Below are 20,593 nucleotides of genomic sequence, written 5' to 3' on the forward strand. Positions count from 1 at the left end.
AGCTTCACCTCGTAAAAGTTTATTCGTCCTGTAATTCTTGCGTAAAGAAGACGGAACTCATCGACTTCATCTTTTCTTTGATGCCGCAAACTTCATCAATAATCTTGACGTTCTTGCTGACTGTCGCAATAGATGTACCGTATCTGGTGGAAACCTCGTGATAGGAGATAGCACGACGATGCATTTTTGCAGTCAAATATTCTAATGCGGCCGCCCAGCTCTCCGGCTTCGTAAGCTTCGGAGCATCTGGATATACTCGCGTCAAAAATTCCACCCATAAGGTCATCAAATCATGCTGCTGAACCAAATCATACTGCTTGCTCATGCGATCAAGAGCGATATCTGCAACAGCCTGCCATTTATCTTCCCATACAGGCAGACTTGAAGGGACCCGGTTCGGCTCAATGACCGTTTCTTTGCCTTCCAGCACCACATGTAAAGGCTCTTGTACGCCCATCGTTCGGAGTACAAAGATGGCAATCCGTTTTAAATAATCATCCTCTTCCTTCTCGAGCAAAAACGTCTGAAGAACATCCTTCACTTCGCTGTCGGCGATCATCCCTAGAGCCTGAATAACCTGGAGCTTCGTGTCCTGATCACCATGACGCAGCGCCCAGAAGAACGACGAACGTACTAGCGGATCGCGCTTCAGATGATCGGGAATGCCATCGGAAGATTTCTCCCATAGCTTAAACTGCTCTTCGAACGGCAAATGATAGTGATAGCTGATGGCAGCCGTCTGCTGCCCGCTTCGTACCAGCTCAAGCTGCTCCATATAATAAAGTGGAATGCTTGATTTTGGGTCGAGCTTGATTGTCTGCCTCCATAGGCGCTCTGCTTCCTGCAAACGTCCGATATTGCAAGCTGCAACAGCCGCGTAATGATACAGGCTTGGATCCTGAGTGAGCTCTGAGTCTTTGAGAAGTCTGGTGAAATGCTTATAAGCAGCACCATGCTCTCCTAAGATGCCCATTGTTGTTGCCAGTTTAAACACATGCTCTTGATGGAATGGTACCGTCTTCGCAAGCAGCTCAACAAGCGGCTTCAAGCTTTTTTCATCGTTTTTGTGCTGATAAAAGATAGCAAGGTTGCACAACGCATGCAGGTTGCCCGCTTCAAGATCAAGCACTTCATGAATCGTATCCATCGCTTTATCGAACATGCCCATATAGTAATAGGCCAAAGCCAAATTATTTCGAGCAGCTAAAAAATCTGGCTGTCCTTCGATAATTTTCTCCAAAATGCGCACAGCCTCAGTGAACTTACCTTCCTCCAGCAGCGTGCGCGCCAAATCATGCTCGACCATGCCTTCACGAGACTTGATGTTGGTTAGACGAGTAGGACGCTCCAGTTCAAAATGCAGTAGATCCATCATATCTTCTGCTTCATCCAGAAACTGTCCTTCGGAGTCCTCTTCCAAATATCGAATAAGCGAGCCCTCGGCTGCTTCATATTGTTCTAAATTAGCAAAATTGTTCGCCATATAGAAATGGCACTCCGTCATCGTCGGATCAAGCTCATCTACAATCCAACCGAGGATTTTATTTGATTCCTCATAGTTGCCCATTTCAGAAAGAATGCCGGCCATATTACAATGGTTTACCGGATTCTCCGGCTCGTATTCGACGGCGCGACGAAAATATTTAAGTGCCTTGTCATAATGGAGCCGATCAAGCGATCGAACCGCACGTTCGAAAAAAAACGTAGCGTCCCATTGAACCGGTATGACTTTCGTCTGTTGATCTACGGCAACTCGTTTCTTTTCTTTCACCCGCAAGGCACCTCCCGTTACTTCCGATTTTATACGATTATACCATAGCAATACCCCTGAGAACATGAAAGAATATGTGGGAAAATCGCGGATGGCAAATACACCACCCGCGATTTCCCGCGGCATTACTATTCATTTCGTTAGTTCTGCATTCCATTTGAACGTTTAGACACCATTGCTTTTGAACAATGTGCTAATGGAGCCGCCCTCCAAAATAATGCGTGTTGCTTCTGCAAGCAACGGCGCAACGGAAAGCACTTTGAAGCGTTCAGGAGTCGATTCCGGCAAGCTGATTGAGTCTGTTACGATGACTTCTCTAATATTTGGATGATCCAAACGCTCAATGGCAGAGCCGGAGAATAACGGATGCGTTGCGCATACAAATACATCCTCAGCGCCGCGCTCCTTCAAGCTTTCCACAACGTTAACAATCGTAGATCCCGTATCGATGAGATCCTCGATAATAATCGGAGTTTGACCTTCGACATCACCGATAACATGTGTGATCACTGATTCATTATGCGCAGGGCGTTTCTTGATCATAATCGCAAACGATGTATCCAAGTAGTTCGCTAGCTTCTCAGCAGTTGAAGCACGTCCTGCATCCGGCGATACAACAACCGGGTTCTTGATGTTTTTCGACTTCAAATAATCGCTGATTAAATCTAGCGCAGTCATATGATCGACTGGAATGTTGAAGAAGCCTTGAATAGCTGGAGCATGTAGGTCGATTGTAATCACTCGGTTCGCTCCTACTGTCGTGAGCACATCCGCCAGCATTTTCGCTGAAATCGGCTCCCGAGGTGCTGCTTTGCGCTCCTGACGCGCATAACCGTAATAAGGCATGATGATGTTGACCGTTCTTGCGGAAGCACGCTTCGCCGCATCAATCATAACAAGCAATTCGACAAAATGCTCGTTGATTGGATGTGAGAATGATTGTACGAGAAATACATCGCAATTCCGAATCGTTTCCTCGTAATGCACGTAAATCTCTCCGCTTTTAAAACGGGACATCTTGATCGCACCTAGCGTCAGACCAAGCTCTGCACTAATTTTCTGAGCCAATACCGGATTAGACGAACCCGAAAAAATACGCACCTTGTCGCTTAACATGATACCCTCCTGAGCGTTAAAACCAATTAATTTGACGGAACAAGTACTCGTCTTTGCCGGATCATTCGACAAAGCTTATTTGATCATCTATATTATACATGGAATTTACGATATTTCAAAAATCAATCATCACTAATTTTCGACAATTAAATGTCGCAAGCTGCTTAAAGCCAACTTCTTTGAGCAAATCGTACGCTTGATCCAAATATTGGCCCAATCTTTCAGGCTGGTGAGCATCCGAACCAACCGTCAGCGGAATGCCTAGTTCCAGTGCATATTCCAGCATTCTTCGGCTCGGAAACATCTCTGCTGCAGGTGTGCGAAGGCCCGATGCGTTGAGCTCAATCGCAAGTCCATACTTCTTGACTGCCTCTAGTGCAGCGTTCTCCAAATGGGTAACATTTTCCTCCGGCTGAAAGCCAAAACGCTTGATGACATCAATATGTCCAATGTAGTCATAGAATCCGCTTGCGGCTGCTTTGCCCACGGCTGCATAGTACTGTTCATATACAGCCATACGATTGCGGCCTTCCCAGCCTCCCGTTTGCCGGAAATCGGTAATGTCCCACTCCTCAAGAAAATGAACAGAACCAATTACATAGTCCCAAGGGTACGCGTTCACGATCGCAGCGATCTGCTCCTCGCAGCCCTCAATATAATCGCCTTCAAGTCCAACACGTATGTCGATTTGTCCCTTATACTTTTCCTTAAGCGCAAGACACTCCTCCACATAACGCGGAAGCTCATCCATCGGCATAGCCATTTCCGGATAATAAGTTGCAGGGTCAACATGGAGCAGTGGCATATGATCAGAAAGGCCGAGCTGCACGAGTCCGATCTCTATGCCCTTCTTTACATATTCCTCTAGCTCTCCGACGGCATGACCACAACGAGCATGATGCGTATGGTAATCGATAAACATGTGCGTACCGGCCTTTCTGCTGTCATTTATCATTCAGCTTCCATTATCTCATTTTATTTGTTGTTGGCTTGCCGTGACGATTGTTAATTTCGCTGATTACATCATCTAGCGGCAATCCGCGTTCACGAAGCAATACCATCAGGTGAAAAATAAGATCGCCAACCTCGCTGCGAAGCTCGTCGTTGTCTTTATTTTTCGCTGCTATAATAACCTCGGATGCTTCTTCGCCAACTTTTTTCAAAATCTTATCTACACCTTTATCGAACAGGTATGAGGTGTAAGAGCCCTCTGGACGCTCTGCGTAACGCTCGGCAATCACGCTCTCCAGCTGTCCAAGCGTAGCGAAGCGGTCTGCAGCGGATTGTGCAGCTTCTGAGGAAGCATCTGTGTTCCCTGCTACTTCAACCGAATTAAAGAAACAGCTATAGCGCCCTGTGTGGCAAGCTGGACCTTTTTGCTCCACCTTAACGAGCAATGTATCACCGTCGCAATCATAAGCCAAAGAGACAATGCGCTGTGTATTGCCGCTTGTCGCTCCTTTGTTCCAAAGCTCATTACGCGAGCGGCTCCAATACCAAGTCACACCGGATTCAACGGATAGCTGAAGTGATTCCTTATTCATATAAGCCATCATAAGCACTTCTTTGCTTTGCACATCTTGAACAATAGCTGGTACTAGCCCCGCATCGTCCCATTTAATTTTTGAGATAAGTTCATTATGATTGTTTTCCGTCATCGTACCTCTACCCCCTTCAAGCGCAAGTCGTCCTTCACTTCACGAATCGTCATTTCTTTATAGTGAAAAATTGTCGCAGCTAGAGCCGCATCCGCATGTGCCATTTGGAATACATCGTTAAAATGCTCAACTCTACCCGCTCCACCCGAAGCAATGACGGGAATGCCAAGCGAATCTGACACCGCTTGTGTAAGCTTGATGTCGAAGCCGTCTTTGGTGCCATCGGCATCCATGCTAGTCAGCAAAATTTCGCCCGCGCCTAGCTTCTCCACTTCACGTGCCCAATCGAGCGCCTTAATGCCAGTCGTTTTGCGTCCGCCGTGCGTGTAAACTTCCCATTCGCCCCACTCAGCATTAAACTTCGCGTCAATCGCCACCACGATGCACTGTGATCCGAACTTGCGTGATCCCTCTTGAATGAGTGCCTTATTTAAAACCGCAGCTGTATTTATGCCGATTTTGTCCGCGCCGGCGCGCAGCAGCCGCTTCATATCATCGACATGAGAAATGCCGCCGCCTACCGTAAACGGAATCGTAATTTCCCCAGCGGTCCGCTTGACGACTTCAATCATCGTCGCACGCCCTTCAACGGAAGCCGATATATCTAGAAATACAAGCTCATCTGCGCCCTCTTGGTCATAAGTGGCCGCCAGCTCGACTGGGTCTCCCGCATCGCGCAGGTTCACAAAATTAACACCCTTCACAACGCGGCCATCCTTCACGTCAAGACAAGGAATGATACGTTTCGCCAGCATATTGCACTCTCCTTTATGCCCGTAGTCGAGCTTAATTGTCTATTCGGTAACATTTGGTATTACTTAGGATTACTTGGAATCACTTTGATAAAACTGCTTGGATTAAGGAAGAAGCATCCTTACCAAGCAGCGAGTCTTAAACGATTTAATTGCTTAAGTAAGTAACCTGCTTGAATAGCTTGTTATGCTTCTTTAATTTTTAGTTAGTGCAAGAAAGTTGCCCAGCAGCTGCATGCCAAGCTCTCCGCTTTTTTCGGGGTGAAATTGCATGCCATATACGTTTCCGCGACCAACAATTGCTGTTACCTGCTGATAATAGTCTGTTGTTGCGAGCAGGTCGGAACTTACCTCCGGCTTCGCATGGAACGAGTGTACGAAATAAACATGCCCTTCAGTCAAACCGTTAAATAGAGGCGACTGCTCTTGAAGGAAATTCAGCTTGTTCCAGCCCATATGCGGTATCTTGTAATCCCCTGTGAAACGGCTAACTTTGCCTGGAAGAAGATTCAATCCCTCATTCGTTCCATATTCGTCACTTTCGGTGAAGAGAAGCTGCATGCCAAGGCAAATGCCGAGCAGCGGCTTACCAGAAGCTGCATACGCTTTGGTCACTTCATCCATCTTCGTTTCCCGCAGGTTTTGCATGGCATCGCCAAACGCACCAACGCCAGGAAGAATCGCTCCGTCTGAAGCTGCAATCGTCGCGGGATCGTCTGTGATAACCGTCTCGTATCCAAGACGCTCAACCGCTTTGCTTACGCTGTGGAGGTTGCCCATCCCATAATCAATAATCGCGATCATCCTAGAGCACTCCTTTCGTTGAAGGCACTCCTTGTACGCGAGGATCAATGCTCGTTGCTTCATCAAGCGCTCGTCCAAGCGCTTTAAACACCGCTTCAATCATGTGGTGCGTGTTTTTGCCGTAATGTACGATGACGTGAAGCGTGATGCGTGACTCAAGTGCAAGCTTCCACAAAAACTCATGAACAAGCTCTGTCGAGAAGCTGCCTACTTGTGTAGATGGGTATTCGGCACGGTATTCAAAGTGTGGGCGGTTGCTCACATCAATAATAACCTGAGCCAGCGCCTCATCCATTGGTACAAATACGCTAGCGTAACGCTTAATGCCGCGTTTGTCGCCAAGCGCTTCACGAAGCGTTTGACCGATGCAAATTCCGATATCCTCTACCGTATGGTGATCATCGATGTCGATGTCGCCGCGTGCTTCTAATTCCAGATTAAACTGGCCGTGCTTAATAAATAGATCCAGCATATGGTTAAAGAAAGGGACATCTGTATCAATCTTTGCTTCACCTGTTCCATCTACTGCAAAAGTAAGCTTTATATCCGTTTCATTCGTCTTGCGTGCCACCGATGCTTCACGTACGCGATTTTCCGACACTTTCATTCCTTCTTCCTATATGATTATGTTTGTTTTCATCATCTCAAATGCCCTGCCGCATAAGGGAATTCCAGCAGATGCCGCTAAAGAGCATAAGAGTTATTACCTAGGTAATAACTCTCCTATACTTAATTGTTTGCCTAACAAATTTATCTATTTACGTTAAAATGTTTACCCGCGTTCCTTCTCAAGACGAACCTCGATTGCACGAGCGTGCCCTTCAAGCCCTTCGTGACGAGCCAGCGTCATGATTTTATCGCCATTAGCCATCAACGCTTCTTTACTATAGTAAATTAAGCTCGATTTCTTCAAGAAATCATCAACGTTAACTGGCGATGAGAACCGTGCTGTGCCGTTTGTCGGAATGATGTGGTTTGGCCCAGCAAAATAATCCCCGACAGGCTCCGAGCTGTAAGGCCCAAGGAAAATAGCGCCTGCGTTCTGAATGTAGCCGAGCAAACGCATCGGGTCAACCGTCAGCACCTCTAAGTGTTCAGGTGCGATCTGATTAATAACGTCGATACCCGCTTCAAGCGAGTCGACCAGCAGTACAGCGCCATAGTTGTCGATGGAGCTGCGTGCAATGTCTTGGCGCGGCAGAGTGGACAGCTGACGCTCCACCTCCGCTGCTACAGCTTCCGCAAGCTGCTGCGATGGCGTTACAAGGATCGCCGATGACATCTCATCGTGCTCCGCCTGCGACAGCAGATCCGCGGCTACATACGCGGGATCAGCTGAATCGTCAGCAAGCACGACGATTTCACTTGGCCCGGCGATACTGTCGATATCGACGGCACCGAATACGGCGCGCTTCGCAAGCGCCACATAAATATTGCCCGGTCCGCATATTTTATCGACCGGAGCAATCGTGGCCGTGCCGTACGCAAGCGCGGCTATGGCCTGTGCGCCGCCGACCCGGTACATCTCCTTGACGCCCGATTCCGCGGCGGCAACGAGAATATACGGGTCGATGCCTTCCGTGCCGCCAGTTGCCGGCGGCGTCACCATAACAATTTCCGGCACGCCAGCTACCTGTGCCGGTATAACATTCATCAGCACGGACGACGGATAAGCCGCCTTGCCTCCGGGCACGTATACGCCGACCCGCTTAAGCGGTCGCATAATTTGCCCGAGCAGCGTTCCGTCCTGCTGCAAATCCATCCACGAGGTACGCATTTGCTTCTCGTGGAATACCCGAATGTTCACGGCTGCTTCGCGAATAGCCGTGAGAAAGTCGGCGTCAACATGCTCATACGCCGCCTGTATTTCCTCCTGCGTCACACGCAGCGACGCAGCGTCCAGCTTAACGCGGTCATGCTGCTCCGTGTACCTCAACAGCGCTGCATCCCCCTCAGACTTTACGTCTGCGACGATCTTCAAAGCAGACTCATTTTGCTCAGGTGTCCCATACTCCACCTCACGCTTCAAACCAAATTGCTCCGCTCGCATAATACGCATATCATCCACTCCTTCCAATACTCACAAGGCTATCTATCCGTTCAGTCCAGCATGTAATTCACTTGTCATGCCTCGTCTATACATGAAATGCCGCAAGCCCTGCACTGCGTTTGTTCCGCTTCGGTGACAATCGCCATGCATTTTCCGCTCTTTCTGGACTCGCTTTATCCGCTCATGCTCTCTTCTTACTCACCTAACTCTGATCTCTCTTCTTACTTACCTATTTCTGATCTCTCTTCTACCCCCGCTTAGCCAACGCTTCCTGCAAGCGATCACACAGTCCTTGAATCGCTTCATTCTTCATCCGGTAGCTTACTCGATTCGCGATCAAGCGGCTCGTAATACCAAAGATCGATTCCATCTCCACAAGCCCATTCTCACGAAGAGTTTGGCCGGTTTCCACCATATCAACGATACGGTCAGCTAACCCGATCATTGGCGCAAGCTCGATGGAGCCGTTCAGCTTAATAACCTCTACCTGCTGCCCGAGCTCACGGAAATACGCCGAAGCCACATTCGGGTACTTGGTCGCTACACGCGGATTCATAGTCGGCTTCCAATCCGGCATGCCAATAACAGACATCCGGCATTTGGCAATGCCAAGATCTAGCAGCTCGTAAACATCTTTATTTTCCTCCATGAGCACGTCTTTGCCTACGATCCCGATGTCCGCTACGCCGTATTCCACATAAGTCGGTACGTCAACAGGCTTCGCCATAATGAACTCCATCCCTACCTCTGGAAGCTCAATGATCAGCTTGCGCGTATCATCAAAATCGCTAGGAATCGGAAGCCCCGCTTCACGGAACAGCTTGGAAGCTACCTTATAAATGCGGCCCTTCGGCATCGCCACTTTCAATATATCTTTTGTCGCTCCGCTCATGTGGCGCTGCCTCCTTTAATTCCGCTTCCGTCAAATGTCAGCAATGCTGTGTAGGCTACGCCTTTATAAGTAAACGATTGCTGCTGTGCCTTATTTTTAATCTCATCAAGAAGTACGCTATTCGCATCTACCCGCTCTGTTACAACGCTCGCACCCTGCCCGCGCAGTTCCTGTGCTTTAACAAGCGCTTCATTGCGTCCAGCTGTATCATAGATAACCAGTGTGCGTTCCGTTTCACTCTCAGCGCCATCGCCAAGCAGCTCCAGAATACGCGTCGTCTTGAGTGCAAATCCCGTTGCAGGAGCCGGTCTACCGAACTGTGCCAGCAGGTTGTCATAACGGCCTCCACTTACAACCGGGAAGCCTAGATCAGCTGCATAACCCTCGAAAGTCATCCCTGTGTAATAGGAGAAGTCACCAATCATCGTCAGATCGATAAGCACATGCTCACAAACCCCGTACGCCTTCAGCACATCCCATATTTCGCACAAATGTTGAATGGACGCCCGTGCTTTATCGTCCACATTCAGCTGCAGCGCTTGATCACAAATCTCTTGCCCGCCGCGTAGACGCAAAACACCTTCCAGCTCTTGCTGAACGGATTCATCCACGGATAATCCACGAAGCTGCTCGCGGTAACCTACAAAATCACGGCCTAACAAGCAGCTCTTCAACTGCTCCTGCGCTTCTGCACGACCTGGCAAGGATTGCTCCAGCAAGCCGTTTAGGAACCCAACATGCCCTATAGCAATCTTGAATCGTTCTACTCCGGCAGCTTTAAGCGACGCGATTGCAAGAGCAACAACCTCTGCATCCGCCTCTGGTGAAGAATCACCAACTAGCTCTACGCCCGTTTGGAAAAATTCTGCCTCGCGGCCCGCCTCTTCCTCTATCGCCCGAAACACATTAGAGTGATACGACAGACGCTGCGGAAAATCCGCTTGCTTCAATAAGGATGACACCACACGAGCGATTGGCGACGTCATATCAGAGCGCAGCACCAGCGTTGTTCCACGATTGTTAAGCAGCTTGAATAACTTCTGATCGGATGTAGAGCTGGCTACACCCACTGTATCGTAATATTCCATAGTTGGAGTTATAATTTGTTCGTAGCCCCAGCCCTGCATGCAGGCAAGAACCTGACGTTCAATATGACGCAGCTTAGCCACTGCACTTGGCAAATAATCTTTAACGCCTATCGGCTTCTCAAATACTTTTGGTTTAGACATCCAATATCACCTTCGTTTACTTTAGTGGTTTAAAGCGATACCATGTTACCATGCTAACAAATTAAAGAGTTTAGTCGTAATATTAGCATGAAAAGCTTATTTTCGTCAAGTTGAAATCGATCCGTTTTACGTCAAAAAAGAAAGCCTCGACCGGCTGCGAGACGAACTCGCACGGACGAAGCTTTCCATAGCCCATTAGTTTAAAATGTTGCGCACATTCTCATCAAATTCGCTTGGCACGACCATTTCGCTTCGTCTAATTTCCCGCATCGGATTGCCTCCTACAAATGCATAAGCAGGCACATCCTTATGGACAACTGATCCAGCAGCTACAATGGCATGATCGCCGATTGTTACACCTGGCAATATCGTCGTATTTGCTCCTATCATAACATGAGAGCCTATCACGACGTCGCCGAGACGATACTCCTTGATCAAATATTCATGAGTTAGAATGGTTGTATTATATCCGATAATTGTATTATTGCCTACCGTTATACGCTCGGGAAAAAAGACATCGACCATAACCATAAGTGCAAAAGCGGTATGTTCTCCGACCTTCATGCCAAGCAAACGGCGGTAAATCCAATTTTTTAACGGAAGAATCGGACAATAGCGCGCTAGCTGGATGCAAATGAAATTACGAACCGATTTGAATCGGCTGACCGTTGAATATACTTGCCACAGCGCGTTTGGCCCTTCCACCGGATATCGTTCAACTTTACGCAAATGTTTCCCGCTCCATTCCGACAAAGGAATAAAGATCGCGCATGTCGTGAATGACATGATGGGCTCCGGCATCCTTAAGGATTTGCTCGCCTTTTAGCGACCAAGCGACACCAACCGCTATCGCACCTGCTGCAATCGCCGACTCGATATCCACTGTGCTGTCTCCAACCATAATGGTCGTTGCCGGATCTGCGCCGAGCAGCCCGATTGCTTTGCTCACTGGTTCTGGATGCGGCTTGGCATGAACAACATCATCAATCGTTACAATGGTATCCACGAAATCGAACAGCCCAACGTATTTCAAGCCGCGTTCCGTTGTCAGACGCATTTTTGTCGTAACGACGCCAATTTGGATACCTTGCTTATGCATTCGCTCAATAACTTCTATGACGTAATCGAATGGTTTTACATATTCATCATGCAAACGCAGATTAACTTCGCGATACGCTGCCACAAGATGTGTTACTTCATCCAATCCCGAGAATAGCTTCATTTGATCCGTAAGCGGCTGTCCCATGCTCGGAATAATATGCTCTCTTCCGAATCCTTCTGGTGCTACGCCTTGTAAAGACTCTATGAACGAGCGAATGATAAGCTCATTGGTGTCGATAATCGTGCCGTCCAAATCGAACAGCATCGTTTTGATATTGCCCGTCATCGATAAACCTCCCTAAATTGCATTTAACGCTTGCCAGCCTCATCATCTTTTTTAGTGCCAGCAGGTTGGTCTTTGCCCTTTTTCTCATCCGATCCCACATTACGCTCTGGCTTGCTAGTCGTAATTGGATCAAGGTAATGAGCGGATGCAAGTCCCGTCTTACGTCGCACGATAATAAGTACAACCGCACCAACGATTAAGAGCAGCGCCAGTACTTGTGAAATCCTTATGTTGCCGTATGCAGGATCCAAGTAGCCTTGTTTGAACAAAACCTCCATCGGAGTCCAGAGGCCATTAATAAACGATGCCAGCCACGATGGTCCTCTAAATGCAAGACTGTCCGTACGAAGCGCTTCAATAAAGAAACGGCCGATTGAATACCAGATAAAGTAGCTGGCCATCAACTCGCCTGCGCGCAAAAACTTCTGGCGGCGAAGGATGAACAATATAGCAATACCGACCAAGCTCCATACGGATTCATACAAGAAAGCCGGGTGACGGTACTCACCTTGAATAAGCATTTGATCCACGATAAACGATGGTAAATGAAGTGTATTGCGAAGGAAAGACTCGCTAACCACGCCGCCATACGCCTCTTGGTTCATGAAATTTCCCCAACGGCCAATCATTTGACCTGCAAGAAGTCCAGGTACACAAATGTCTACCAAGCGCCAGAAGTTATAACCTTTATAGCGGAAATAGAAGAACCCGCAAATAAAAGCTCCGATTATCGCACCATATATCGCGATACCGCCATTCCATATTTTGAACACATCTACAAAGTTGCCTTTATAATCTTCCCATTTGAACGCTACATAATAAATTCGCGCTCCAATAATGGCGGAAGGGACGCCGAGCAGCAGCAAATCCATGAAAAAATCCGGCTTAATGCCGAATCGTTTTCCTTCCTGCACTGCGAGAAGCAGCCCCACTAATGCCGCCGTTCCCAAAATAATGCCATACCAATGCACTTCAATAGAGCCTAATGTGAAGGCAATTGGGTTTAATATCAATGTCTTCATTTAGTTATATCCCCTTTAGGTTCAATCGTATTCGTCCATATCGTCAGCGATCGTTTCCGTAAGCTTATTCGTAAACTGCAGCGCCGCATTGTAACCCATTCGTTTCAAGCGGAAATTCATTGCTGCCACCTCGATGATGACCGCTAAGTTACGACCGGGTCTTACTGGCACAGTTACGAGCGGAATGTCCGTCTCGATAATACGGGTCGTTTCTTCATCCAATCCAAGGCGATCATACTGCTTGTCCTGCTGCCAGTTTTCCAGCTTAATGACAAGACCGATACGCTTCTGCGTCCGAACTGCCCCTGCGCCAAAAAGTGTCATGACATTAATAATACCCAGCCCTCTAATCTCGAGCAGGTGACGAATAAGCTCTGGAGCACTGCCGTGCAGCTGCGCATCGGAGGTTTGCATAATTTCTACTGCATCATCAGCAACAAGCCGGTGTCCGCGTTTGACAAGCTCTAGCGCCGTCTCGCTTTTACCGATGCCGCTTCCTCCCGTAATAAGCATTCCAACGCCGTATACGTCAACAAGAACGCCATGAATCGTTGCTGTCGGAGCTAGCTTTCTCTCCAAAAAGTCCGTAATTCTGCTGGACAAAATGGTTGTAGCCACATTGCTTCTGAGCAGCGGAATTTGTTTCTCATTACATTGATCTACAAGCTCTTGAGGCGCTTCCAGCCCTCTTGTCAAAATAATGCATGGTGTATCCTCGTTGCATAAACGAACCATACGATCCTTGCGCTCTTCACCGTCCAGCATATTTAGGAACGAGATTTCCGTTCTTCCAAGCAGCTGTACGCGCTCACTTGGATGGTAGTGGAAATATCCAGCCATTTCGAGTCCAGGCCGATACAAATCATCTACTGTAATGGCACGCTTCATTCCATCCTCGCCCGCAATAATCTCAAGCTGAAATTGTTTAACGAGCTCAGATACTTTCACTTTTTTCGGCATCGTAGGGCCTCCCTCATATGACAACTGCTATTGTGTATATGTATGATATTTTCCAATGTCTTCATCGTAAAGGAAAAAGGCGCTGAACGCAACGTTTCCTCCGCTGCTCAGCGCCTTCGACTTATTTAATCGGTATACTTATCGGTTTTAATACATAACCAGGGTACTGCTCAATACTGAATGTTAACGGCTGCTTGTAATCTGCTGCTGGAATTCGATAAACATAGGTCACTTTATCTTCATTCGAATTCCACTGCACCCCGCGGCTATCTGAAATAGGGTAGGATACACCAGCACCGTCTTTGAAGGTGCCGCCGTGCGGAAATAATGTATACCCCGGCTTCTTATCGATTTCATCCTGATTTAGCAAATCAAACTTCACTTCATACTCACCATTTAGCAGCTCTTTGCTTGCTAATAGAAGCCTATTATGCGGTGATGATAAAGTTTCTATTTTATCCGTATCCACCGTGATGCTTAAATTGTTTTCCGACATATACAAGCCGTCCGCAATTAAAGTTAACTTTTTGGGCTTAACGAAATAGCTGCTCTTAAAGTGACGGGTAATTGATGTATTAGAATCGCCAAACGCAGAATTCGACTCATATCGCCTGCCTTTTTCATCAACAAGCGCTATATTTATAAAACCATTTGCGTGTTTGTCATTAGTTGCATCTGCTTCGATTGTCACAGCTATTTGAAGGGGTGTGATAACAGCATTTTTCACCGTAAAGCGTTGTCCGCCGACCTCAACCTTCTGCTCGATCGAGATTTCTTCGCGCATCCCCTCGAATCTTTTATGCTCAATCGGAAAATCTACCTTTAGCCACTGACCGCCAAGCAATAAGCTGAATTGAAGGCTCTCCGGCATTTTAGAACCTTCGCCCATTAGTATATCTAAATATTGATGGACAGGAACGATTGAACCCTCGGCATCGTCATTCGGATAATGCGATGAACCAATGGAAGCGACCAAATCCTTACCATCACTCGTTTTTAATTTATAATCCAGAAATCCTGTATTGCCGTTAATTCCTGGTCCCTCTACCGTATACAGAATAGCCATACGCTGATCATCGGCTATAATACCATCAACCGTAAAAATATAGCCGTTTTTCTCGTCCGAGAGCTTTATAGGCTGTATGAAATCATTTTCCATTGCTGTAATCAAGGAATTATCTCCCTGAATCAACTCAACAAACCCGCTGAAACCCGGAATTTCCTTCACAATAGAAGCAAACACAGGAGATACGCGAACGAATGCGGTTAGAAGCAGGATTACACTTAGCCCTGCAGCAATCATGCTAACGCTCCATCTTTTTCTGTTTCTACGTATGGATCGCTTCCGCCCCTGCTCTATCCCACTTCGTATTGCTGCATCCAGCGCCAGCTCCGGCATCACAACAAGCTCCTGATTCACATGGTCTATGTCACTTCGCAGCGCCTGATTGGCTTGCCTGAACGGCGTCTCCTTGGCCTCGCTCATTTCGTATCTCCTCCTTCATATATGCCATATCTGCTCTTAGTCCTTTTAATGCTTTGTTCAGCCACGTTCTAATGGTCCCATCAGGCTTCTCCAATAGCACGGCAATTTCAGTAATCGTCATATCTCGATAATATTTGAGTGTTATTACCATACGATAGTTAACCGGAAGCAGTTGAATCTGCGCAGCCATATCAAGACGTGCTGCTGTCTCATCGTACTCAACTGTCTTTTCCCTCAAATCATATTGCTCGGCTATCGAATCCGTAGGACGCTCCCTCGTTTGCTTCTTCTTAGCATCCATACACACACGAATCAAAATACGAATGGCCCACGTTGTAAAAAATTTCGGCTCCCTTAAAGTGTGCTTTTTCGTCCATATCCGGCAAACCGTTTCTTGTATAGCCTCCAATGCGTCCGACTCATTTCGCATATATGAATAAGCAATCCCATACATTTGATGCTTATCTAGATCAATACGCTGCAGCAGCGCCTTTTCATCGCCCCGTATAGCCGCTTCAGCCCACTCATCCTTATTCATGCCTCTTCCCTCCTGCCCAGGCTGCCTCTCATTTCTTATACATTATTATTTCTGTTTTGTATTAGACAGCCGAAGCATGGAAACGGTTTTGTTTGACTCTATTTATTTAATCGCAACAACCATTTCGACAAAAACGCCCTCTAGTTTAAAATAAAAAAAGAACGATCGGATAATCCGACCGTTCTTCTTCCATACTATTTATTAAGCTTCGAAAATGTTAAGTTCTGTCGTTTTGTCGAACAAGTGTACTTTGTTCATGTCAAGCGCAAGCTTAACAGTTGTGCCATCACGTAGACCAGAGCGGCCGTCAACACGAGCGATAACTGTGTCAGTGCCGATACCGTTCAGGTACAAGTACATCTCGTGACCAAGGTTCTCAGCAACCTCAACATTTGCGTTCACGATTGTTTGTGGGGATGCTTCCAAGAATACTGGCTCTTCGTGAAGATCCTCTGGACGAATGCCAAGAATCACTTCTTTGCCGATGTAACCTTTCGAGCGAAGCGATGCTGCTTTGCCTTCAGGAACTACTACATCAACGCCGCTTGCTTTGAAGCGAAGCGCGCCGCCTTGCTCTGTAAGCGAACCGCTGATAAAGTTCATCGATGGAGCGCCGATAAAGCCAGCTACGAAGATGTTAACCGGGTGGTTATACAGTTCTTCTGGTGAAGCTGTTTGTTGAATGAAACCGTCTTTCATAACAACGATACGGTCACCCATTGTCATTGCCTCGATTTGGTCATGCGTTACATAGATAGTTGTTGTTTCAAGACGTTTTGTAAGCTTGCTGATTTCAGCGCGCATTTGTCCACGAAGTTTCGCGTCCAAGTTGGAAAGCGGCTCATCCATCAAGAATACTTGTGGCTCACGAACGATTGCGCGTCCTAGAGCGACACGTTGACGTTGACCACCGGAAAGTGCTTTTGGTTTACGGTCAAGCAAATGCTCGATATCTAGAATTTTAGCAGCTTCACGAACGCGTTTGTCGATGTCTGCTTTTTTGAATTTACGAAGTTTAAGGCCGAAAGCCATGTTTTGGTAAACGTTCATGTGCGGGTACAACGCGTAGGATTGGAATACCATCGCGATGTCGCGGTCTTTAGGAGCAACATCGTTCACAAGGCGGTCGCCGATGAACAATTTGCCTTCGGAAATTTCTTCAAGGCCTGCAATCATACGAAGAGTTGTCGATTTACCGCAACCAGATGGTCCGACCAATACGAGAAACTCTTTGTCTTTAATATCTAAGTTAACGTCAGTAACCGATGCTTTGTCAGTACCCGGGTATTTTTTGTAAATGCCTTCTAAACGTACGCCTGCCATGATAATTTTCCCCCTAGAAAGAAATTTCGTTATGCCTATATCTTATCCCACTGGGGAGCTTGTGACTATGCACATACTTTACAAAAAAACTAATTTCTTTTCGTAACTTTGTACAATAGTAATATAATTTTGACTAGTACGGCATCCCTAAATTGACGAACATCTAAACCAGTCTCTTGTTTAAGCTTGTCCAAACGATATAATAATGTATTTCTATGAATGTATAATTTCTTCGCTGTCTCACTAACATTGCAATCAAGTGTAAAAAAAGTTTCCAATGTACTCAGCATTTCTGATTCAACGAATAGATCCGCTCTTTTTAACGACTGCTCCAAATATCTCGCACGATGAACCTCCGGAATTGCATTCAACAAACGTTCCAACTGAAGCATCCACGGCAAATAAATATTCGTTCCTACATGGAATTTTCGGCCGAGATTAATCGTCTCCCGCAGCAGCATTGTCGTCTCAATCATACCTTTTGCTGGTGATGAAGGATGAGCGACTGCGATGTGGCATTCACCAATCCACTCACTGGCAAGCATCTCATGCAATCCAAGCCCAATCGAAGCTAGACTATCCTCAATCGTCTCTTCCTCCTGCTCATCAAAAGCATCGGAATCCTCATCTCTCAGCAAGGACATCGAACCCCATATGAGCCATTCCTGGCTTTTGAGCGGAATAAGCAAGACATCGTCAGACATAAATGAACGCAAAAGTTTTTCTAATTCAGAATAGGTTGCATGCTTCGTGCCAGACTGCTCTGTAACGAGTAAGAAAGGTATCATTTCATTAAATAAGCGACTGCCAACGGTTAAATGATCAGGTAAGGAATATGCGGGCTCATCCGATTCCAACTGCTTCTGAATCCAATCTCCAAGCTTAAGCGCTTGCCTCTCTGATTCAGAGAGCGCCGCATTTTTTTTCTCCATTAAATGTCCGCGATTAAGCTGCAATGTCCAGCTTATCAGTTCCTTCTCTGTTGCCTGAAGCGATGGACAATCGATTTCTAATAAATCCACTTCATATTCCGCAGATGAAATGACAATCCACGTTTTTTCGTCTTTTTCTACGCGTTGGCCTTCTATAGGAGAAGATCCTATATGATCGCCTAACCACACCACATCAGCATTGCTAATTAAATCGTTCCACTCCGCTATAGATTTCGAAACAGCATGTACCGGACAGTTCAAAATGTGCTTCAGCGGCTTCAACCAGTCTGTCGTGCTCATTTCTCTATCTCCAATCTCCACAAGCATTTGCGGCTGCGTGCTTCCTCCTATGGGAGGACACCTATTGCGATTAGCAGCTCCATATAAGCGGATTAATAAGTAAAAAAAGTTTATTCGCACCTTTATGTGGAATAACGCTTTTTCCCGTCATTGTACCACAAGAGCTTGCTTAATTCAGCCTATTACCAGTAAAAGAATGATTGACAAGAGCGCGAATAACGCAGCAATTAAATATAGAAACGAAACCGTTTGAACTTGACTCAGTCCCCATTTCATCAAAAGATGATGCGTATGCAGCTTGTCCGCATGATGCAAGCCTTTACCGCTAATAAGCCTGCGCAGCATGACATAAGCCGTGTCAAATATAGGCAATCCAAGCGCCAGTAATGGAACTAGCAAGGTAATAAATGTCGCTTTCTTAAACGCACCATCAACAGCAATTACAGCAAGCGTAAAGCCTAGGAAGGTCGCTCCTGCATCACCCATAAAAATTCTAGCTGGATAAAAATTATGAACCAAAAACCCAAAGCATGCTCCGGCTACAATAATGGCAAGAATAGCGGTGCTTGGCTGACCTTTGACGAGCGCCACCGTCAATAGCGTAAGTGCTGACAGCGTGCATACCCCCGAAGCCAGCCCATCTACGCCATCAATAAAGTTAATCATATTGATTAGCGCGAAAACCCATAGCATCGTTGTCAGCCACGACACCCAATCGGGAAATGAAATAAACAAATGTGTAAACGGATTGGTAATACCCGCAATTTTGATGTGAAATAAGCTTGGGATTGACGCAGCTCCCATATAGAGAATGACACGCGGCCATATCGGAAAGTCTTTCCCTTTTGCCTTTGACGCATCATCAAGAAGTCCAATAATTACGAGCACTGTTCCACCCGTAACTATGGTCCAAGTGAGCGGAGTGAATCCGATAAAAATAAACATCGTAACGATGCAGCCAACAAAAATAGCCGCGCCACCCATGAGAGGGATCGGCTTGTTATGTATTTTTCTTTGATTAGGACGATCGACAAAACCAAGTCGCAGCGCAAATACACGAAGCGGTGGTACGCTTGCAAATACGATCGCGAAGCTAATTAAAACCGCTAATCCGTATACCATTGCAACTACCCCTTTTTCTATTTCATTCCTATATGTATACATTGTTCCCTTATATCGATAAAATACAAGAAACAAATCAAACCTGTTTGACCAAATAACATCTGCCATGGTACTATCTATTCAAAGTTTACTTATCGGATTAATGTAATTTCTTATTCTACTATTTATTTGAAAAAGAGGAGTGCACCCATGTCCAAGATTGTAATTATTTCAGGCAGTCCAAATGCATCATCTCGTTTAAACGGCATAACACAGTACGTAGAGCAGCAATTGATAACAAAAAGTCTTTCGGTTAATACGATAACCGTGGTTTCTTTGCCAGCCGAAGATCTAATTCACGCTCGTTTTGGCAGCCCTGCTATTATAGAAGCCAATCAGCTTGTTGAGAATGCGGATGCTGTTATTATTGCAAGCCCAGTTTACAAAGCATCTTATACTGGCGTTCTAAAAACGTTTCTAGATCTGCTGCCGCAAAAAGGACTTGATGGTAAAATCATTGCTCCTCTGTTTATCGGCGGCACCATCGCTCATCTACTCTCTATTGACTATTCCCTCAAGCCGGTACTCGCATCCATGGGTGCGAAATTATATGTAAGCGGAGTGTACGCCGTTGATTCCCAAATCGAGCGTTCACAAGAGCCAAATGAAGCTCCAGTATTTGAATTAAATGAAGAACTTAAACTTCGACTAAACGAAACCGTAAACGAGCTTGCTTATGAATTGAATCTACGGAGTAAAAACTAAGATTCATTCATTATTCTGGTTTTAACTATACAAAAAAAGAGTTTGCCCATCATTAAGATGAGCAAACTCTTTTTCACTTCAATTATAATCAAACAAAAAAACCGTAGATCCTAAGATCTACGGTTGTATAGGTGTGTTTAGAAAAAATGGTGAGCCATGTAGGATTCGAACCTACGACACCCTGATTAAAAGTCAGGTGCTCTACCAACTGAGCTAATGGCTCTTGCTGTAAAAGAAATGGTGGAGGATGATGGATTCGAACCACCGAACTCAGAGAGAGCAGATTTACAGTCTGCCGTGTTTAGCCACTTCACTAATCCTCCATACTATTACTTATAATAGTTGTCGATTGCAGCGTTCGGGGACGCATGCAAAGTCAGAACATTACGCCCTGAAAACTGGATACGAAAGATTAGGCTTGCTGAAGCCTTTTTAGCTGCTGTCTACTGGATGTATGGGTCACAGTAAACGTGTTTAGGATAAGCCCTCGACCGATTAGTATTCGTC

General features: G+C 46.2%; 20 protein-coding genes and 2 tRNA genes. 1 reads left to right on the plus strand and 21 read right to left on the minus strand.

What is annotated here, in order from left to right:
• Positions 1–19: 19 nt before the first annotated feature.
• The 19 genes from BK120_RS27775 to BK120_RS27865 all read right to left on the minus strand — a co-directional run bounded on the left by BK120_RS27775 (position 20) and on the right by BK120_RS27865 (position 19,342).
• On the minus strand, positions 20–1,771 hold the full coding sequence (locus tag BK120_RS27775) for a tetratricopeptide repeat protein (protein WP_076270751.1): 1,752 nt from the start codon (positions 1,769–1,771) through the stop codon (positions 20–22).
• A gap of 165 nt (positions 1,772–1,936) precedes the next feature.
• The gene (locus BK120_RS27780; protein ID WP_076270752.1) at positions 1,937–2,887 is read right to left on the minus strand and encodes a ribose-phosphate diphosphokinase; all 951 of its coding nucleotides are present in this window, start codon (positions 2,885–2,887) and stop codon (positions 1,937–1,939) included.
• A 115-nt stretch (positions 2,888–3,002) separates the two neighbouring features.
• Positions 3,003–3,809: a histidinol-phosphatase HisJ gene (gene hisJ, locus BK120_RS27785; RefSeq protein ID WP_076270773.1), complete on the minus strand. Its 807-nt coding sequence runs from the start codon at positions 3,807–3,809 to the stop codon at positions 3,003–3,005.
• A 43-nt stretch (positions 3,810–3,852) separates the two neighbouring features.
• Positions 3,853–4,545 (minus strand): bifunctional phosphoribosyl-AMP cyclohydrolase/phosphoribosyl-ATP diphosphatase HisIE, encoded by a 693-nt coding sequence (gene hisIE / locus BK120_RS27790; RefSeq protein ID WP_076270753.1) that lies wholly within the window; start codon positions 4,543–4,545, stop codon positions 3,853–3,855.
• Positions 4,542–5,300, minus strand: coding sequence for an imidazole glycerol phosphate synthase subunit HisF (gene hisF, locus BK120_RS27795; RefSeq protein ID WP_076270754.1), 759 nt, complete (start codon positions 5,298–5,300; stop codon positions 4,542–4,544). The genes hisIE and hisF overlap by 4 nt, the downstream gene beginning before the upstream one ends.
• A 192-nt stretch (positions 5,301–5,492) precedes the next feature.
• A complete protein-coding gene (hisH, locus tag BK120_RS27800; protein WP_076270755.1) occupies positions 5,493–6,101 on the minus strand; it encodes an imidazole glycerol phosphate synthase subunit HisH in 609 nt (202 codons plus the stop codon).
• 1 nt (position 6,102) lies between these two features.
• Positions 6,103–6,702: an imidazoleglycerol-phosphate dehydratase HisB gene (hisB, locus tag BK120_RS27805; RefSeq protein ID WP_372239028.1), complete on the minus strand. Its 600-nt coding sequence runs from the start codon at positions 6,700–6,702 to the stop codon at positions 6,103–6,105.
• A gap of 171 nt (positions 6,703–6,873) precedes the next feature.
• Positions 6,874–8,160: a histidinol dehydrogenase gene (gene hisD / locus BK120_RS27810; protein WP_076270757.1), complete on the minus strand. Its 1,287-nt coding sequence runs from the start codon at positions 8,158–8,160 to the stop codon at positions 6,874–6,876.
• A 238-nt stretch (positions 8,161–8,398) separates the two neighbouring features.
• Positions 8,399–9,043, minus strand: a complete 645-nt coding sequence (hisG, locus tag BK120_RS27815) for an ATP phosphoribosyltransferase (protein WP_076270758.1) — start codon at positions 9,041–9,043, stop codon at positions 8,399–8,401.
• Entirely contained in the window at positions 9,040–10,272 is a 1,233-nt protein-coding gene (locus BK120_RS27820) for an ATP phosphoribosyltransferase regulatory subunit (protein ID WP_076270759.1), read from the minus strand. The genes hisG and BK120_RS27820 overlap by 4 nt, the downstream gene beginning before the upstream one ends.
• Positions 10,273–10,467: 195 nt before the next feature.
• Positions 10,468–11,001: an acyltransferase gene (locus BK120_RS27825; RefSeq protein WP_179089910.1), complete on the minus strand. Its 534-nt coding sequence runs from the start codon at positions 10,999–11,001 to the stop codon at positions 10,468–10,470.
• On the minus strand, positions 10,994–11,659 hold the full coding sequence (gene ppaX / locus BK120_RS27830) for a pyrophosphatase PpaX (RefSeq protein WP_076270761.1): 666 nt from the start codon (positions 11,657–11,659) through the stop codon (positions 10,994–10,996). The genes BK120_RS27825 and ppaX overlap by 8 nt, the downstream gene beginning before the upstream one ends.
• A gap of 23 nt (positions 11,660–11,682) precedes the next feature.
• Positions 11,683–12,681, minus strand: coding sequence for a prolipoprotein diacylglyceryl transferase (gene lgt, locus BK120_RS27835; RefSeq protein ID WP_083682548.1), 999 nt, complete (start codon positions 12,679–12,681; stop codon positions 11,683–11,685).
• Positions 12,682–12,702: 21 nt separating this feature from the next.
• The gene (gene hprK / locus BK120_RS27840) at positions 12,703–13,641 is read right to left on the minus strand and encodes an HPr(Ser) kinase/phosphatase (RefSeq protein WP_076270762.1); all 939 of its coding nucleotides are present in this window, start codon (positions 13,639–13,641) and stop codon (positions 12,703–12,705) included.
• A 121-nt stretch (positions 13,642–13,762) separates the two neighbouring features.
• Positions 13,763–15,127 carry a DUF4179 domain-containing protein gene (locus BK120_RS27845; protein WP_076270763.1) on the minus strand — a complete coding sequence of 455 codons (1,365 nt, stop codon included), beginning with the start codon at positions 15,125–15,127 and terminating at the stop codon, positions 13,763–13,765.
• Entirely contained in the window at positions 15,072–15,665 is a 594-nt protein-coding gene (locus tag BK120_RS27850; RefSeq protein ID WP_076270764.1) for a sigma-70 family RNA polymerase sigma factor, read from the minus strand. Before BK120_RS27850 ends, BK120_RS27845 begins: the two co-directional genes overlap by 56 nt.
• 201 nt (positions 15,666–15,866) lie before the next feature.
• The gene (locus BK120_RS27855) at positions 15,867–16,988 is read right to left on the minus strand and encodes an ABC transporter ATP-binding protein (RefSeq protein WP_076270765.1); all 1,122 of its coding nucleotides are present in this window, start codon (positions 16,986–16,988) and stop codon (positions 15,867–15,869) included.
• 89 nt (positions 16,989–17,077) lie between these two features.
• Positions 17,078–18,220 carry a PucR family transcriptional regulator gene (locus BK120_RS27860; RefSeq protein ID WP_076270774.1) on the minus strand — a complete coding sequence of 381 codons (1,143 nt, stop codon included), beginning with the start codon at positions 18,218–18,220 and terminating at the stop codon, positions 17,078–17,080.
• 174 nt (positions 18,221–18,394) lie between these two features.
• Positions 18,395–19,342: a glycosyltransferase family 4 protein gene (locus BK120_RS27865; RefSeq protein WP_076270766.1), complete on the minus strand. Its 948-nt coding sequence runs from the start codon at positions 19,340–19,342 to the stop codon at positions 18,395–18,397.
• Between the two features lie 189 nt (positions 19,343–19,531).
• Between BK120_RS27865 and ssuE the strand changes: the two genes are divergently transcribed.
• Positions 19,532–20,086: an NADPH-dependent FMN reductase gene (ssuE, locus tag BK120_RS27870; RefSeq protein WP_076270767.1), complete on the plus strand. Its 555-nt coding sequence runs from the start codon at positions 19,532–19,534 to the stop codon at positions 20,084–20,086.
• Between the two features lie 147 nt (positions 20,087–20,233).
• Here the strand turns inward: ssuE and BK120_RS27875 are convergent.
• A tRNA-Lys gene (locus BK120_RS27875) sits at positions 20,234–20,309 on the minus strand.
• A gap of 15 nt (positions 20,310–20,324) precedes the next feature.
• Positions 20,325–20,409: transfer RNA gene (locus tag BK120_RS27880), tRNA-Tyr, on the minus strand.
• Positions 20,410–20,593 lie beyond the last annotated feature (184 nt).

The sequence above is a fragment of the Paenibacillus sp. FSL A5-0031 genome (assembly GCF_001956295.1).
Taxonomy (GTDB): Bacteria; Bacillota; Bacilli; order Paenibacillales; family Paenibacillaceae; genus Pristimantibacillus.